The sequence below is a fragment of the Rhizobium sp. SG570 genome, from assembly GCF_012275345.1.
Lineage (GTDB): Bacteria > Pseudomonadota > Alphaproteobacteria > Rhizobiales > Rhizobiaceae > Rhizobium > Rhizobium lusitanum.
This window is the reverse complement of record NZ_JAAZQI010000028.1, coordinates 1-15319: the sequence shown is the minus strand read 5'-3', so window position 1 is coordinate 15319 and position 15319 is coordinate 1. Positions and strand designations below refer to the sequence as shown.

The following is a 15319-nucleotide window of genomic DNA, read 5'->3' as shown; positions in this document are numbered from 1 at the left end:
AGGAAGCGGTGGCCTGGAAGGGGCCGGGCCACCTTATTCAAGAAGAGTCCGTGTTGAGGATCAAGGCGTTGCCTTGACCTCGTTCCAGATATCCGAACGCTTGAGCGGATCTTCGACATTGTCGAGCCAGATCAGCTTGTCATTACCGCCGGCGCTTGCCGTTGCAGTGACCGTGTTGCCGAAGCCGGTCCGTTCCGAGAGCTGCGAGCTGACCGTCTTGGAGATCATGAAGTTGATCCACTTCTCGGCCGCAGACTTGTCGTGGACGCCCTTTGAAATGACCCAGTTGTCGAGCCAGGCCAGCGCGCCTTCGCTCGCATTGATGTAGGCAACATGGGCACCGATGGCCTGGAGGGCCTTGAGCTGCTGCTGGCCGTAGTTGGCCCAGATCAACGCGACGTCGTTGTCCTTGTAGATCTGCTGGGCCTCGTCAGCCGTCGTGTAGAAGCTCAGTACATTGTGCTTAAGGTCAATCAGCTTGGCCTGGACGGCCGCCAGCTGCTTCGCGTCGAGATGGAACGGATCCTGGTAGCCGAGGGTGAGGGCGGTGAAGGACACATTGTGCTCGCCGTTGTCATAGGCGAGCACCTTGCCCTGGTAGGCCGGGTCCCACAGGACCGACATCGATGTCGGTGCCGGCTTGACCTTGTCGGTGTCGTAAATCAGGCCGATCGAGTCGAAGCAGAAGGGAATGCCGTAGACCTTGCCGTCCTTGGTGTCGCCATGCACGGTGGTCAGATCGCGAAAGCGCGGCAGCACTTCCTTCTGGCTCGGCAGCGCATCGACGTCGATCGGCGTTACCAGGTCGGCTGCGATATAGCGCTGGAGCTGGGCGGTATTGACGGCGAAAACGTCGAAATCCTTGCCTTCGCTGCCCTTCATCTTTGCCCATGCTTCATCATCGCTCCCGATGAAGACGACATCGACGCCGATGCCGGTCTCTGCGGTGAATTCCTTCACCCAGTCCTTGTCGGCATAGCCATCCCAGGCCATGACGCGGAGATTTTCGGCAAAGGCGGCCGATGCCATCATCGACACGGCAAGGCTGGCGGCGGCCATCCCTGTAAAAAGCGTCTTGAATCCCATTGTCGTTCCCTTTTTTGTTTGGTGTTCAAATGCGATCGGTAAGTGAATTATCGCAGTGGTCGTGTGACGGTCACCAGACCGGCTGGGGACCTCCGTTCGACCCGGTTGTGAAACGGCTTTCCGAATAGGTTTCCTTCGATCTCATACCCAGCCCCCATCAACGATGAACTGTTGGCTGGTGCACATGGCGCTGTCGTCGGCGGCGAGAAACAGGGCCATGCGCGCGATGTCGGAAGGCTGCAGGCGATCGGGAAGGCATTGCCGTTCCTCGATTTGGCGTTCGCCGGCTGGCGTCAGCCAAAGGCGCATCTGCCGCTCGGTCATGACCCAGCCCGGCACCATGCAATTGACGCGGATCCGCTCCGGCCCCAGTTCCCGCGCCAGGGCACGCGTCATGCCGTAGACAGCGGCCTTGGCCGTGACATAGGCCGGGCAATCGGGGTCACCGACCATCCATGTGATGGAGCCGAAATTGATGATCGAACCGCCGCCAAGGGCCTTCATATAGGGACGCACGGTCTGCGCGGCGAAAAACTGATGGCGCAGGTTTACGGCCATGCGATCATCCCAATAGGCGACTGTCACGTCTTCCGTCTGGTGGCGATCATCGCTGCCGGCATTGTTGCAGAGCACCTGGATCGGGCCGCTCCGCTCGGCGGCCTCGGCAACCGCTGCCTTCAGGGCCTCGATATCCCTGATGTCGCAGGGGATGAAAAGCGGTGGGCGATCCCCATCGGCCGCGATCGCGTCGACAAGCTTGCGCGACGGTTCCTCGGCGATGTCGACGAACGCCACATGGCTGGCCTGGGCACAGAAATGCCTGACCAGGCTTTCGCCGATGCCGCCGCCGCCGCCGGTGATAAAGATGCTTTTGCCCTTGAGGCTTGGATAGCTGGCAAAATTGATCGGCTGGTTGCTCATCATGCGTTCCGCCTAATGGGAGTTACGGGGGATGCCGGCATCGCGGCAGCCGACAAGGAAATCGAAATCGCAGCCGGTATCGGCCTGCGTGACCCGTTCGACATAGAGGCTTTGGCAGCCTCCACCTGTCCTTTCGGAACAGCGACAATCCCGGCCCTGTAAACCTCGGACAGATAGGCCGAGTAGTTGATTGAAAGGCCGATGACGCCGGCCATGAAAGGGTTGAGTCGGATGCCGAAAGCCGGAAGAACGAAATAGATATAAAACAGCTGCAGAAGTGCCGGAGTGCCGCGGATGATTTCGATGTAGGCGGAAGCAAGGACCCGCAGCAGCTTCGAACGCCCGACCTTGGCCAGAGGCTGCAGAAGCCCGCAAGGCAGGCTGATGAGCATGACGCACATCGTCAAGCTCAAGGCTGGTGCTCGTTCCCCGCACGAGATCGGGCAGGTAGTCACTGAAGCCATCGAAATTGAACATGTCCGAGAATGTCGTCACGTAAAAGCTTTCTGAAAAGCCGGGCGACTGAAAGGTGCACCCGTTCCCCATGATGCCCTCAGTTCTTTTCCGGGATGTCTGTCAAAATTGTTCTGTTATACGGAACGCCGTTCGGTTATACGGATGATAGGGGTGTCTTCGTGGGTTTGTCAACTGTCGTCGTTGCAGGTCGGCGTGCGTCTTGCTGTGCCGTCAGCGGCCGTGCCGCTCGCTCAATCAGGCGTCAGGAATGTTCGCGCCAAGCAATCGGCTGATCTTGTCGGCACACGCCCGTACGGCGCGGCCGAGATCATGCATGTCCTCCAGGCTGCGCCCGCCCTTCATGCTGGTGACGCTGATGGCCGCAACGCCATCGCCGCTGCGGTCGGTGACGGCAGCTGCCACGCATATGACGCCGAGATTGTCTTCCTCGTCGTCGAATGCATAACCGCGGTCGGCGACGTCAACGAGGTTCTTCACAAGCTCGGCAGGTTCGGTGATCGTATGTTCGGTGCGGCTCGGCATGCCTATCCGCTTCAGGATCTGAAAGACGCGGGCCGGTGGCAGCAAGGCCAGCAAGGCCTTGCCGACACCCGAGCAATGCGGCAATTCCCGGGTGCCCAGCGAGCCGGCCAGCCGGAATATGCCCGGTGCATCGACACGGCTGATGGCAACCGCGTAGCCATCGTCAAGCACGGCAAGGCGAGATGTGAGCCCGGTTTCCTGGGTCAGCTGCTGCAGCAGCGGCATGGCGATCTGCGTGATGCCGGTGTTGGCGGCGGCGCGATCACCCAGATGCACCAGCGCCAATCCGAGCCGGTAACGTCGTGAACCCCCGAGCCGTTCATCGGCGATGAAACCGCGCGCAAGCAAGGTCTGCAGCAGGGTAAATGCGGTGCTTTTCGACACCCCGATACTGTCGGCCAGTTCTGCGACAGTCATGCCCTCGGCGCTGTGTTCACCCAGGACATGGAGGATATCGAGCGCGCGGCTGACGCTGCGAAGTGCGTATTTGTCGTCGGTCTTGGCCGTTTCTTCTTTCACGGAAGCCTCGTTGAACGGGTGGGATGCAGGCCAGTCGGCCCTGCAGTTGACAGGTCCGCTCCAGCGCTCTATCGTTTGTATAACAGAACGTCGTTCGGTACAACAGAACAATTTGGGTGTGAGCTTAAAATGTTCGCTTATTTCCGCGGCTGATGTCCTGTGCGTTGAGGCTTCCGGCTTCATCACTAACCAATTGCCTGCCGTCTCATCGGGCTGGTGCCCGTCCCAAAACCTTTGAGATCCGCCGCCTTCCTCGAGAAGGCGATAGTGATCGACCAAACCACGGAGAGCCCAAATGCGCCTCGTTCAGTTCACCAATAGACGCGGCGAGCGGTGTGTCGGCGCCGTCGGTGCTGATGGCGAGCTTCGTCTGACCACACGCGAGCACACCGTTTACGATCTGGCGCAGGCAGCCATCTCCTCGGGTATCAGTCTGGACGAGGTCGTCTCCGACCAGCTCGGCGACGAACGCGAAGACTATGACGCCATTGTCGCGGAAGGGCGGATCCTGCCACCGCTTGACCACCCGGAACCGGCGCGCTTCCTGATCACGGGTACCGGTCTCACCCATCTCGGCAGCGCCGATGCCAGGGACCGGATGCATGACCTTGCTCACGGCCCCGAAGCCGAGATGACTGACTCTATGAAGATCTTTCGGATGGGTCTCGACGGCGGAAAGCCGGCGGAAGGCGAGATCGGCGTGCAGCCGGAGTGGTTTTTCAAGGGGGTTGGCACCTGTGTTGTGCCGCCGGAAGCGCCTTTGCCCTTGCCATCCTTTGCCCTGGCCGGTGGCGAGGAAGCCGAGATCGTCGGTCTTTATCTGATCGGCCCGGATGGTACGCCCTGGCGCCTCGGTTTTGCGATCGGCAACGAGTTCTCGGACCAAGTGACGGAAGCGCAGAATTACCTTTATCTGGCGCATTCCAAGCTCAGGGCTTGCTCCTTTGGCCCTGAAATGTTTGTTGGCACCTTGCCGCAAAATGTTGAGGGCCGGATCCAGATTCTGCGCGACGGCGCATCGATCTGGCAAGGTGAGTTCTTGAGCGGCGAAGCGAATATGTCGCATTCGATCCAGAATCTGGAACATTATCATTTTCGTTATGAGATGTTTCGCCGCCCAGGCGACCTGCATGCCTATTTCTTCGGCGCAGCGATCCTCAGTTGCGCCAATGGCGTGACAACGGTGGCAGGGGATGTCTTTGAGATAGACGTTCCTGTCTTTGGTCGGCCGTTGCGCAACGCTATGATATCGTCAGAGCCTGTCACGGTCAAAGTACGACAACTCTGAGGAAGAGCTTCGAGCGGTTAAGAGTTTCTACGATTGGCCGCTTGAGACAATGGTGGTTTCCAAGGGCGATGTCATGTCATCTGCCCTTAGGGATATTGAGCCTGACATGTAGGAAGATGCGACCGGCGAAACTGCCAGAGTTTATGAGCAAAGGCTCGCGGGTGGGTAAATGAAACAATGCGACATCGCCGCACGCCGCAATGTCCGGCGGAAAATTCTATCATAGTTGACAGCGTTAGCGTGCCACGTCTCACTTGAAACTGGATGCCTTTCCCAGCAGTCATCAGCTGGTTCCAATCAAACAATTTGACTGATCGAAAGATAACGCCATTGCTCGACGAGGCCCATTTCGAGATTTGGATTTTAGTCGTGTCATCGACCGCGCTAAAACGCATTGGGTTATCAGGCTAATCTTGAGCTAGGCTTCCGTCGCAACAACTATCTAACTGCGACCGCACGGGTGAGGCGTCAAGTGCCTTAAGGAAATCAAGTATCCAAGGTACTTACGAAAGCAAGGCCGCCGGTTTGATTCCCATCAAGGCGATTGGTCGGGCCCGCCGTGTGCCTGCGTTATTCAGGAAAATCCGTCAGAACGACCTTCCCAAACAACCCGCCCGCCTCCATCCGGCGATGGGCGTCCGATGTAGCCGTGAGCGGATATACCGCTCCAATCACCAGCTTGAGCACTTGTCCTACCGGTATTGCCAAGTTGTTTGAGGCTGGTCGCGTGCCATCACGGGGCGGCTATTTTACGCCGCCATTTCAGCGGTGTACTCGGCCCACAGGCCGAATGCGTCAATCCGTGCATGGCGGTATGAAATGGCGGTAAGACTGTCGCGGCGAGGGCGGAAGATCGTATTGATCTGGTCATGGGCTGACAGGAAGCTTGCGCCTGACGAGGCGATTTGAACCGCCCCATGATCTTCTCGCGTTTTCGGGTCAACCGGTGCGAGTTTTCAATTCTGTTGTTCAGACCCTGGCGCCCGATGATCGGCATCCGGCGCCAGGGTCTGTATAAGCTTGACGTAGCTGCCAAGCTTGTCCGTCACGACGACGCGCGGCTCGCCAAATTGCCTGACCAGTCCGGAGAAGAAACGCTTGGCCGCCTTGGTGTTGCGGCGCCGCTGAACCAAGATGTCGAGCATATCGCCATCAGCATCGATCGCCCGCCGGAGCCAGACTTCTGTCCGCCGATTGCAATGACGGCCTCATCCATATGCCACTTGTCATTTGGCTTGGGGCGATCCCTGCGAATGCAGGTGGCAAAATGGCGGTCAAAGCGATTAATCCATAATCGAACAGTTTCCCGGCTGACGATCACGCCGCGTTCAGCACGCAGGTCTTCCACATCCGCCGTGCTCAGCGAAAACCGGTGATGGGCCCACACCGCATAAGCAACAATCTCACGCGGAAAGCGAGACCCCTTCAACCGGGGAAAAAGGCTCGGCAATTTCATTGCGCCTCGATACCTGATACGCCAGCCTCAACCAACTTGGCAGTACCGCAGCAACATCGTCATGCTCGTTTGGGGCGTGTGGAGGTCAAATCGATGCCTTTTGCAGTCTGTGCTCGATCTCTTCCAAGAAGCCGGGCAGAGGGTGCCAGCTGGAATGGACGAGATGGAGCGCGCCGTTGACGGTCGAGACGCCAATGGTTTGCTCCCCATCATGGCCTCGAAGGACGACAGGAGCCCAAAGAGCCTCGATCGTCAGATTTCCGATCGATGAGGAATAAGGAAGCTGCCCAAGATTGGAGACAAGCATGGTTTCGGAGAAGGCGTCTGCGTTGAAACGAGCGCCTTCAGCTTCATCCATGTCAGTCGACATTGCATCATAGACCGCACTGAATACGGGCGCTCCGCCTTCTAGCGTCTTAAGCGGAAGTAAGGAAGCAGTGACGGACCTAGCCATCTCCCACGCATCGTCAGGCGCGTTGGGTTCGATCACCGTTGTAGCTTTGGCTATTGCAACAACGCACTCGTCGTTTAGCTCCAGTAGCTTGCGAAGGTCCACCGGAGAGAAGATGCTTACCGCACCGTCGCGCCACGTTGGGTCAATACTGCGCCCTGCCAAAGTTGCTGTGGCACAAACGATACCGTGTATAGTGGTCCGTTCAAGACGAGCACGCTCGCGAAGTAGGCTAGTCGTTTCGGGTTTGAGGATGAGGCTTGTGACGTGCACAGGCTTTTTCAAGCATTCAACAGCCAGCGTGTGCGAGAATTTCTTGCCAGGCGCCGATGATGGCCGTGTAGGAACACCCAATTTCTGGTCGATCGAGGGCGGGAATTCATAGGGACCCAGTCGCTGCCCTGAAATTGCCGAAAGTAAATCGCGCAGCATAAAGATTGATGACAAGCCATCAGCAATCGCGTGATGGGTGACCAGCAGAACGAACGACTTCTCAAGCTCATGGATCAACACCACGCGAGCAAGCGGCCCCTTCGTCGGATCAAACAGGGTACTGATCTCAAGTTCCGCTTCTCTCTCCCACGTTGTTCCAGAAGGCGCGACGCGCAGCGGGATGGGGCGTCGGGAGTATCTGTGGAAATGGGGTACTCGCTGTCGCGTGGAATCGATCGAAACAGATAGCATTGGATGACGTGCCTGCAATGCATCCACAGCCGCCCCCCAATCAGTCACGAGAGTTCGTCCCTTTATCTCTGCGACGATACAGAAATGCTTGGGACAACTATGATCGAAGAGCCAGAAGAACTCCTCAATGACGCCCAGCGGTCGCACCACGTCGAAATCAGTATCCAAAACGCTATCCTTTTCATTCTAATCATTTGATTTTATCGGCTGTCAGGAACTACTTGGATTGAAGTTGACCCAGTGAAGCCTCTTCGCCGAAAGGCGACCACGTTTGGGACATGGCGCCTGATACAGCGCCGCCCTCCATCGGGTGCGCGATCACGAATTCACTGTAGAGGACACGCTGCTCGCTCACTGTCGTGACCCAAAGCGCTCCTGAATAATCGCCCAGTCTCAGTCGGTGGCATTCCAGTCACACGCAAACGGCGGATTGACGAAGCGTTGGTCCTTGGGGAGGGAGGCTATCAAGGAGACGTCTTCGTCATCCAGCCGGATCGATGCTGCATCGAGATTTGCCTTTTGAGTTTCGGTTCGCGCAGCCTTCGGGATCGCGATCACCCCTTCCTGGCCGAGGAGCCATGCGATAGCGACTTGCGACCCGCTAACATTGTGTTTCAGGCCAATCGACTGCAGGATTGGGTCGCTCGCCGCGCGGCCCTGCGCCAAAGGGGCATAAGCAGTCAGCGCAATTCCCTTGGTGCGCAGGTACTGAAGCATCGGCGCTTGCGACAGATACGGATGGTACTCGATCTGATGAACTGCGATCGGAACCTGTATGTCTTCCACAACGCGCCGGATCATTGGCATGTTGAAATTGCACACGCCGATCGCTCTCGCATAGCCATGTTCACGAAGACGCGCCATCGCAGCCAGGGTTGAGGCTATGTCCATGTCGGCCGATGGCCAATGCACGAGAAAAAGATCGACATAGTCCATCTTCAGCTTTTCGAGGCTTGTAGCAAAGGCTCGCTGCAAAGCTTCCGGCACCAGTTGATCGTGCCAGACCTTGGTCGTGACGAAGAGTTCGCGACGATGAATGCCCGAGCCTGCGATTGCCGTACCGACCGCCGCCTCATTTTCATACATTGCCGCGGTATCAATATGCCGATATCCGAGCGAAAGCGCGCTTTCCACCGCCGGCTGCGCGCTGACGCCCGGCATCCGGAACGTTCCGAGGCCAAGACGAGGTATCGTCACACCTTGTGTTTCGATTGTGTCCATTGGATATTCTCCTTCCACAGCAAAGCTGGAGATGCAGGCGGAAGAACCCCCTGCATCCTAATCGCTCTATCAGGCGCGATCGTCGGTGTTGTCACCGGCCACGAGTGCGTCTACGACCTGCTGCAGCGAGGTATTTCCCTTTTTCGCGAGGCGGCCGCTGTCCTTGAACTCGATCCAGCTTTCATTGAAGCCGTCGAGCATGCGAATACGCGGCGTCGGGTTCTTCATCCCTTGCGAGCGGAACAGGTCCTCCCAAGTTTCGCGGTTGACAACCTCGACCTTCACCGGCCTCTTGAGCGCAACTTCGAACGCTTGCGCGAGGTCATTTGGCGATACACGCTGAGCAGCCTCCAACTCGATGACCCGTTTTCCGGTCCAATCCTGCTGGATTAGTTCTCCCGCCAGGATCCCGATGTCCTTCGTTGCGATCATCGGGAATTTTTTGTCCGCGGGCTGCAGGAAGCTGTAAAGAATGCCAGTGTCGCGAGCCGTGCCTACGTCCCAAAGTGCATTTTCCATGAACCATGCGGGCCGGAGGAAGGTGACAGGCAGGTCAAGTTCGTTGAGGGCTTTTTCCAGCATCGTGCGCTGGGACAGCAGATTGTCCTCTTTCGCGTCTGCGCCGATCGTCGACAGGCAGAGGACTTTTTTCGGGTGTGCGGTCTTTAGAGCGGCGACGACACTGTCGACCACCTTTTGCGCCTCGGGATAGCTAGGCTCGGGGTCGAACTCGGACGGCGGAAGAATGAATACGGCTTCGGCGCCGGCAAAGGCCGCCGACAGCGCCTTTGCATCTTCCATCTCGGCTAGAGCAACCTCGCAGCCGAGAGCGGCCCACGATGCGCCCTTGGCCTGATCGCGAACGATCGCACGGACGGCCTTGCCGTTTGCAAGCAGGGTCCGCGCAAGCGCGCCGCCGACTTTGCCGGTGATTCCAGTGATAGCGTACATGTCTGATTTTCCATTCAGAAACAGGAGAGATTAAGCGAGGCCGTCATAGAGCCCGCGTTCGAAGTCGCCGTAGAGAGCAACGACGCGGTCGTCATAGAAGGGAAGGAGCTGCGTAAAGAGGGATCCGGTGACCTTACGGACGGGATCGATCCAGAAGTAGCAATTGAGCAGTCCGGCCCAGGACACGCTTCCCGCAGAGCGGCCGTGCGGACCCGCCTCAGTGTTGATGTCGAAGGAGTAGCTCCATTTGTGCTTCTGATCCGGAAACTGATCGAAGCTGTTCGAGTAGGCCGGTGCGGCCGACTCCATCTTGCGAACATTCAGATCCCCGATCTGATTCTGCATCATCATCGCGACGGTCTCAGGCTTGAGGATCTGAACCCCGTTCAACTTGCCTCCATGGAGCAATGCCTGAAGGAGCATCATGTAGTCGTGCGGGGTGCTGTAGGCGCCGCCACCGCCCATGAAAAATTCCGGCCTCTGAGGCATCTCGAACGGCATCGCTTTCAAGCCGCCGTCAGTCTCTCTGCTGAAGCATGTCGCGACACGGCGCTTCTGCTCGCTGCTGATCAGAAACCCCGAATCCTTCATTGCAAGTGGCGCGAAAATGTTCTCGCGAAAATAGACTTCCAACGACTGATCGCTAACAGCTTCGACCAGCTTGCCAGTCCAGTCCATGCTGATGCCGTACTGCCAGCGCTCCCCCGGCTCGAATTCGAGCGGCACATTGAAGGCGGCGTTCTGGCAGGTGGCGATATCGGGTAAACCGGTGGCGGTCTCGTAGCGCACTATCACATCACTCCAGTTCGCATAGGTGTAGCCGGAGGTATGCGTCAGAAGGTGATGAACCTTGATTGAGTTCTTGGCGGGACGCAGCTGTGGCTGACCGTTGGCATCAAAACCCAACAGCACCTTGGGTGCAGCAAGCTGCGGCAGGTATTTCGACGCATCGTCATCCAGCTTGAGGCGGCCCTGCTCAACCAGTTGCATGCATGCGGTCGCCGTAATCGCCTTCGTCATCGACAGAAGCCAAAAGACCGTGTCAGGCCTCATCGCGGTACCGGTGTCTACATTTGCCTTGCCGAAGAGGCCTTCATAGACGATGCCCTTCTGCGTTGCAGCCATAGCTACTGCACCAGCGACGGTGCGGTTATTGACTGCCTTCTCTATCGCGGCATCGATGGACTTAAACTTCGCATTTTTGAGGCGTGGGCTCTGGCTTGCTGCCTGAACAGCGCTTGCCCCAAGATATGCCGCCGCGACGGCCATGGTGCCGCGCGTCAGCACCGCTCTTCTCGTGATCTCATTCATGATTGTTTGCCTTGAATCCAGACGGATCGCGGGTCTGGTAAACCGCTCGCCTTCGAAAGGCTGACGGTGAATACCTATCAAGAGCCATGGCATGCTAAAAGATCATAATAGTCATATTACAAATGACAAAAAATCACTGTTATTCCTTTCCACGGAATGCGAAAGCCTTGTCATGAGTTTTGACGGACGTCTTCTTACTGGGGTGAGTGTATTCTTGGCAGTTGCCGACGCCGGCAATTTCGCCAAGGCCGCGGACGTATTGGGAGTGACCCCTTCCGGCGTCAGCCGGTCAATCGGGCGACTTGAGACGAGGATGGGCGTACGCCTGTTTGACCGCACACCACGTTCCGTCGCGCTGACTGAAGAGGGACGTCTGTTTCGTCTACAGGCCCTACCGCTCGTCGCCGGTCTGGAGGAGGCCGCCGCGACCGCCGCGGGATCGGCAGCTGCGGTCGCCGGGAGGCTGCGCGTATCGATCGACCCTTGGTTCGCAAGGATGGTATTAGCGCCTCAGCTTCCGCGGCTCACCGAAAAATATCCAGATCTGAAAATCGATCTTATGACGACGAACGCGCGTGACGATATGATGAGCGGGTTCGATGTGGCTGTCAGATTTGGCTCGACCAATGCCGGGTCACTCATAGCAAGAAAGCTTCTGGATATCCGCGTCATCACTTGCGCAGCCCCCGCCTATCTCGAGAAATTCGGCGAGCCGGTCCGACCGGAGGAAATAAGTGGTCACGAAGTTATTCTGTTCCGGGACCCGGAAACCGGCCGAGCTTTCCCTTGGGAATTTCATCGAGGTGGTGAAGTTGTCAGCGTGAAAGTCGACGGCAGGATAATTTTCGACGACCCATCCGCAGCCATTGCCGCCTGCATGGCCGGTCAAGGTATCTTTCAGAGCCTGGAGATCGGTTTGGATCCCTGGCTTAAAAGCGGCGGACTGCGACAAATTCTCAAAGACTGGTCGGACGAACATTATCCCTTGTATGCGTACCATCCGGCGCGCCATCTGCCACCGGCAAAGGTCAGAGCTTTCCTCGATTTTGTACAGCAGATCGCCAAGGAAAAAGCGCGCGACGGCTGAGCGAAAGACAAGACATTGCCGGGCGGGTGTGAGACCGTTCCTCGTTTCACATAACAAGGTGCCGTCGGAACTGTGGACTCTGTTTTTCAAGCAGATGGATCGAAACATTTGCCCGGGGATACACGCCTGTGGCCGAAAAAGATCCGATGGTCTATGATCTCCACTGGGACGGAGACGAGCGGCTCAACGAATGGTGCGGCATGTTGCGCCAAGCGGAGGACTTGCTGGAGGTGTTGCAGGCGATCATTACCCTCGATGCTTGGAACGAACTTTCCGGCTTCAGCATGCGCCGTGGCTCTTCCGGCTGCCTTGCGCCTCGATCCTGCGGTAGGCCGGCGTCACGTCGGGCGCCTATCTGGTCGCGATCAATCTCGGCCTCAAAACAATTCTGGTCGATCGGCGCCGGCATCGCGATCGCGAATCCAGCACAGGTGTTGGGAGGGCCTGTTCAGCCTGCGCGTCGCATCTGATGGCCTATTCTATATAGCTCGCTTGCAGAGCTATTGGTGCGGAAGCCTCGGATAAGATCCAGCAGGTCGCCAGTGTCGTTGGCGAGAACTTCTGCCGAAGCGGTCGTTTCTTCCGCCATGGCGGCGTTCTGCTGGGTAGCCGTGTCGAGCAGGTTGAGCGCAGAGGAAATCGAACGCAGGGTCGAATCCTGCTCCTGAGCGCTGTGCGCGATTTTCGAGACGATATCATCGGCGGCGTTGATCTGGCTGGAGATCCGCTTCAGTGCCTCGCCGGTCTTACCGACCATTTGCACACCCTGTTCAACCTGGCCGCTGGAGCGGGCGATCTGCTCCTTAATTTCCTTGGCGGCCGCGGCAGAGCGTTGAGCAAGTTCGCGCACCTCCTGAGCAACGACCGCAAAGCCCTTGCCGCTGTCGCCGGCGCGCGCCGCTTCCACGCCCGCATTGAGGGCCAGCAGGTTGGTCTGGAAGGCGATCTCGTCGATGACGCCAATGATCTTGGTGATCTCGGTGGCCGATTGCTCGATACCGCTCATGGCGGCGATCGCCTGCCCGACAATACCGTCACTCTGGCGCGCTTCCTGACTGACGGACGCCACACGGCTTGCAGCTTCCCGGGCACCCTCCGCCGTCTGGCGAACCGCCACCGTCAGCTCGTCGAGAGCTGCGGAGGTCTCTTCCAGATTGGCGGCCTGACGCTCGGTGCGCTGTGCAAGCTCGTTAGAAGCGCGACGGATCTCTTCCTTGGAAACACTGATATCGGTGCCTTTCAGGTTGACGCGGCTCATGGCCTGTTCGAGGCGGGAAAGGGCATCGTTAAAGTTATGGCGCAGACCCTCGTACTTTGGACCCAGATCGGCGCAGCGAACCGTGAGGTCACCGACAGAGAGCTTCTCGAGCGAGACGCCGATGGTGGCGACCACATGCGCTTGCTCTTCGGCTTCCTTACGCTGGGCATCAAGATTGCGCTGGCGCTCGGCGTCCAGTTCGTGCTGCTGCTCTTCCTGCCGTGCCAGCATAGTGTGGCGCTCGCGCACTTTCTCCTGGAGTGCCTTGGTCGCACGCGCCATCTTGCCCACTTCATTGCCCATGTCGGTGTGGGGAATATCCAGGGTGACGTCTTCATCGGCCACGGCATTCAGCGCATCGTGGATGGCATTGAGCGGACGCGAAATCCCTCGGATGATGAAATAGGCCGCAGCAATCGCCAGCAGGAACGCAAGCGCGGAGCCGCCGACTATTTTGATGGTCGAATATCGGATATCTTCTTTCAGATCGTCCGTGTAAAGCCCTGTAATGATGACGATCTGCCATGGTTCGAAGACTTTGGCATAACTTGCTTTGGAGTAGCTTCGGTCATTCGGGTCCTTGCCCGGCTTCGGGCCGATGAACTCGACATAGCCGCCGCCGGCCCGGCCCAGCCGAACGAGTTCGTCGCGATAGGCAAAGCCACTGGCGTCCTTCACGCCTTTGTTGCTTTGGCCGACACTCGGCGAGGTCGGATGAAATACCAGCACGACATTGTAGTCGTATCCGTAGAAATATCCGTCCGGCTCGAAGGTCATCTTGTTGAGCTGGCCATAAGCCTGCTTCTTGGCTTCATCAAGCGACAATTGGCCCTTCTCGACCCGGCTTTGATAGTCCTTCAGTATGGAGATAGCCGTTTCCACTTGCGTGCGCAGCATTTCATAGCGCTCATGGTAGATGGCCGTCGTTGAGGACCGAATCTGAAGGAATGTCAGGCCTGCGAAAGTCGTTATCATGGCTCCAACCAGCAAAAACAGCTGGAGCGAGATTTTCATGTTCTTCATCGATACCCACCGCGCTGAGTTGCTGTCGTACCCGTCGCGAAGACTGGGTCACGTTGGCAACAATTCCTGCGCCTCCTGCGCATCACCGAACGCAACATGCATCCTAGAGCTAAGATTAGATTCTAAATTTAAACAAAAAAATAACTTGCTTAGATGAGCTGTTGGTTTCCGCGCAAAACTGAGCCGGTTATGGAGTGAACCCCTCGGGCTGGACCCGACGCCGTGCTGTCGGCACGCGTGCTCCGATCCTGGTCGAAGCGAAGGCCAATGCCCGCTGGTCGCTGGACTTTGTGCATGACCAGTTTGCCTGCGGCAGACGCTTCCGCGTCCTCAACATTGTCGATGATGTGACGCCCGAATGCCTGGAGCGATCCCGGACACCTCGATCTCCGGTCGACGTGTCGCTCGAGAACTGACGACGCTGATCGAACGATGCGGCAAGCCAGGAATGATCGTTTCCGACAACGGCACCGAACTCACTTGGAATGCCATCCTCACCTGGTCGAAAGATCACAAGGTCGAATGGCACTACATCGCGCCGGGAAAGCCGATGCAGAATGGCTATGTCGAAAGTTTCAACGGGCGCATGCGAGACGAGCTGCTCGACGAAAGCCTGTTCTTCGGCCTCGATCATGCCCGCAGCGCCATTGCTGAATGGGCGGACGATTACAACCCTTTCCGGCCGCACTCATCGCTCGGATACCAAACCCCGGCAGACGTTGCCGGGACCATCGCCGCAACCGGCTCCAACGCTGCGCAAGATGAAAGCTTCGCGTTTCAGCCGGTTGCTCAAACCGCGCCTGTTGGCGTAATCAAAACCGCCGAGGCTCTCTTATGTTCATTTGCAAGCTCCTTCATCATGACTCTTTCCTTTCCGGCCTTGCGGAGGAAAGCACGCATGCTTGAAGCTGTTGAACAAAGGAGGAGGCAGGGCATCTTGACGACGGCTGGCATACTCTTATGCGCGGGTTGGGTACCGCATTTCCGTGTGTTCGTCTGGGGCTGCCTCTGTCTAATCTCGGGCTTGGAATTATCCGCCACATAGAGCCTGCGAGGGTTCCCCA

At 57.8% G+C, this 15319-nt stretch carries 11 protein-coding genes and 4 pseudogenes; 4 read left to right on the top strand and 11 right to left on the bottom strand.

Going from position 1 to position 15319, the window contains the following annotated elements; all coding sequences use genetic code 11:
• Nucleotides 1–60 precede the first annotated feature (60 nt).
• From FHT28_RS32885 to FHT28_RS32870, 4 genes and pseudogenes are all read right to left on the bottom strand, one after another.
• Entirely contained in the window at nt 61–1086 is a 1026-nt protein-coding gene (locus FHT28_RS32885; RefSeq protein ID WP_168598532.1) for an ABC transporter substrate-binding protein, read from the bottom strand.
• Nucleotides 1087–1227: 141 nt separating this feature from the next.
• Complete coding sequence (locus FHT28_RS32880; protein WP_092576405.1) at nt 1228–2007, bottom strand: SDR family oxidoreductase; 780 nt, start codon at nt 2005–2007, stop codon at nt 1228–1230.
• A gap of 164 nt (nt 2008–2171) precedes the next feature.
• Nucleotides 2172–2399 (bottom strand): annotated as a pseudogene (locus tag FHT28_RS36925) (ABC transporter permease subunit); the annotation flags it as partial.
• A 319-nt stretch (nt 2400–2718) separates the two neighbouring features.
• Entirely contained in the window at nt 2719–3525 is an 807-nt protein-coding gene (locus tag FHT28_RS32870) for an IclR family transcriptional regulator (protein WP_047640018.1), read from the bottom strand.
• 295 nt (nt 3526–3820) lie between these two features.
• Here FHT28_RS32870 and araD1 point away from each other — a divergent pair, with 295 nt between their 5' ends.
• The gene (gene araD1 / locus FHT28_RS32865; RefSeq protein WP_168598530.1) at nt 3821–4813 is read left to right on the top strand and encodes an AraD1 family protein; all 993 of its coding nucleotides are present in this window, start codon (nt 3821–3823) and stop codon (nt 4811–4813) included.
• Nucleotides 4814–5383: 570 nt separating this feature from the next.
• Here araD1 and FHT28_RS32860 read toward each other — a convergent pair.
• From FHT28_RS32860 to FHT28_RS32835, 6 genes and pseudogenes are all read right to left on the bottom strand, one after another.
• Nucleotides 5384–5488 (bottom strand): zinc-binding dehydrogenase, encoded by a 105-nt coding sequence (locus tag FHT28_RS32860; RefSeq protein WP_348645052.1) that lies wholly within the window; start codon nt 5486–5488, stop codon nt 5384–5386.
• 74 nt (nt 5489–5562) lie between these two features.
• Nucleotides 5563–6269 (bottom strand): annotated as a pseudogene (locus FHT28_RS32855) (IS6 family transposase).
• An 85-nt stretch (nt 6270–6354) separates the two neighbouring features.
• Nucleotides 6355–7572, bottom strand: a complete 1218-nt coding sequence (locus tag FHT28_RS32850) for a hypothetical protein (RefSeq protein ID WP_168598528.1) — start codon at nt 7570–7572, stop codon at nt 6355–6357.
• 225 nt (nt 7573–7797) lie between these two features.
• Nucleotides 7798–8625, bottom strand: coding sequence for an aldo/keto reductase (locus FHT28_RS32845; RefSeq protein WP_168598527.1), 828 nt, complete (start codon nt 8623–8625; stop codon nt 7798–7800).
• Nucleotides 8626–8694: 69 nt separating this feature from the next.
• Entirely contained in the window at nt 8695–9576 is an 882-nt protein-coding gene (locus FHT28_RS32840; protein WP_168598526.1) for an NmrA family NAD(P)-binding protein, read from the bottom strand.
• 30 nt (nt 9577–9606) lie between these two features.
• Nucleotides 9607–10863: a serine hydrolase domain-containing protein gene (locus FHT28_RS32835; RefSeq protein WP_348645051.1), complete on the bottom strand. Its 1257-nt coding sequence runs from the start codon at nt 10861–10863 to the stop codon at nt 9607–9609.
• A 196-nt stretch (nt 10864–11059) separates the two neighbouring features.
• On the opposite strand from FHT28_RS32835, the gene FHT28_RS32830 reads away from it, so the two are divergent.
• Together FHT28_RS32830 and FHT28_RS32825 are read left to right on the top strand one after the other, a co-directional pair.
• Nucleotides 11060–11974, top strand: coding sequence for a LysR family transcriptional regulator (locus FHT28_RS32830; protein WP_168598555.1), 915 nt, complete (start codon nt 11060–11062; stop codon nt 11972–11974).
• A 134-nt stretch (nt 11975–12108) separates the two neighbouring features.
• Nucleotides 12109–12398 (top strand): annotated as a pseudogene (locus tag FHT28_RS32825) (DUF1612 domain-containing protein); the annotation flags it as partial.
• A gap of 24 nt (nt 12399–12422) precedes the next feature.
• Here FHT28_RS32825 and FHT28_RS32820 read toward each other — a convergent pair.
• Nucleotides 12423–14255: a methyl-accepting chemotaxis protein gene (locus FHT28_RS32820; protein WP_168598525.1), complete on the bottom strand. Its 1833-nt coding sequence runs from the start codon at nt 14253–14255 to the stop codon at nt 12423–12425.
• A 215-nt stretch (nt 14256–14470) separates the two neighbouring features.
• Here FHT28_RS32820 and FHT28_RS32815 point away from each other — a divergent pair.
• Nucleotides 14471–15090: pseudogene (locus tag FHT28_RS32815) on the top strand (integrase core domain-containing protein); the annotation flags it as partial.
• Between the last annotated feature and the right edge of the window lie 229 nt (nt 15091–15319).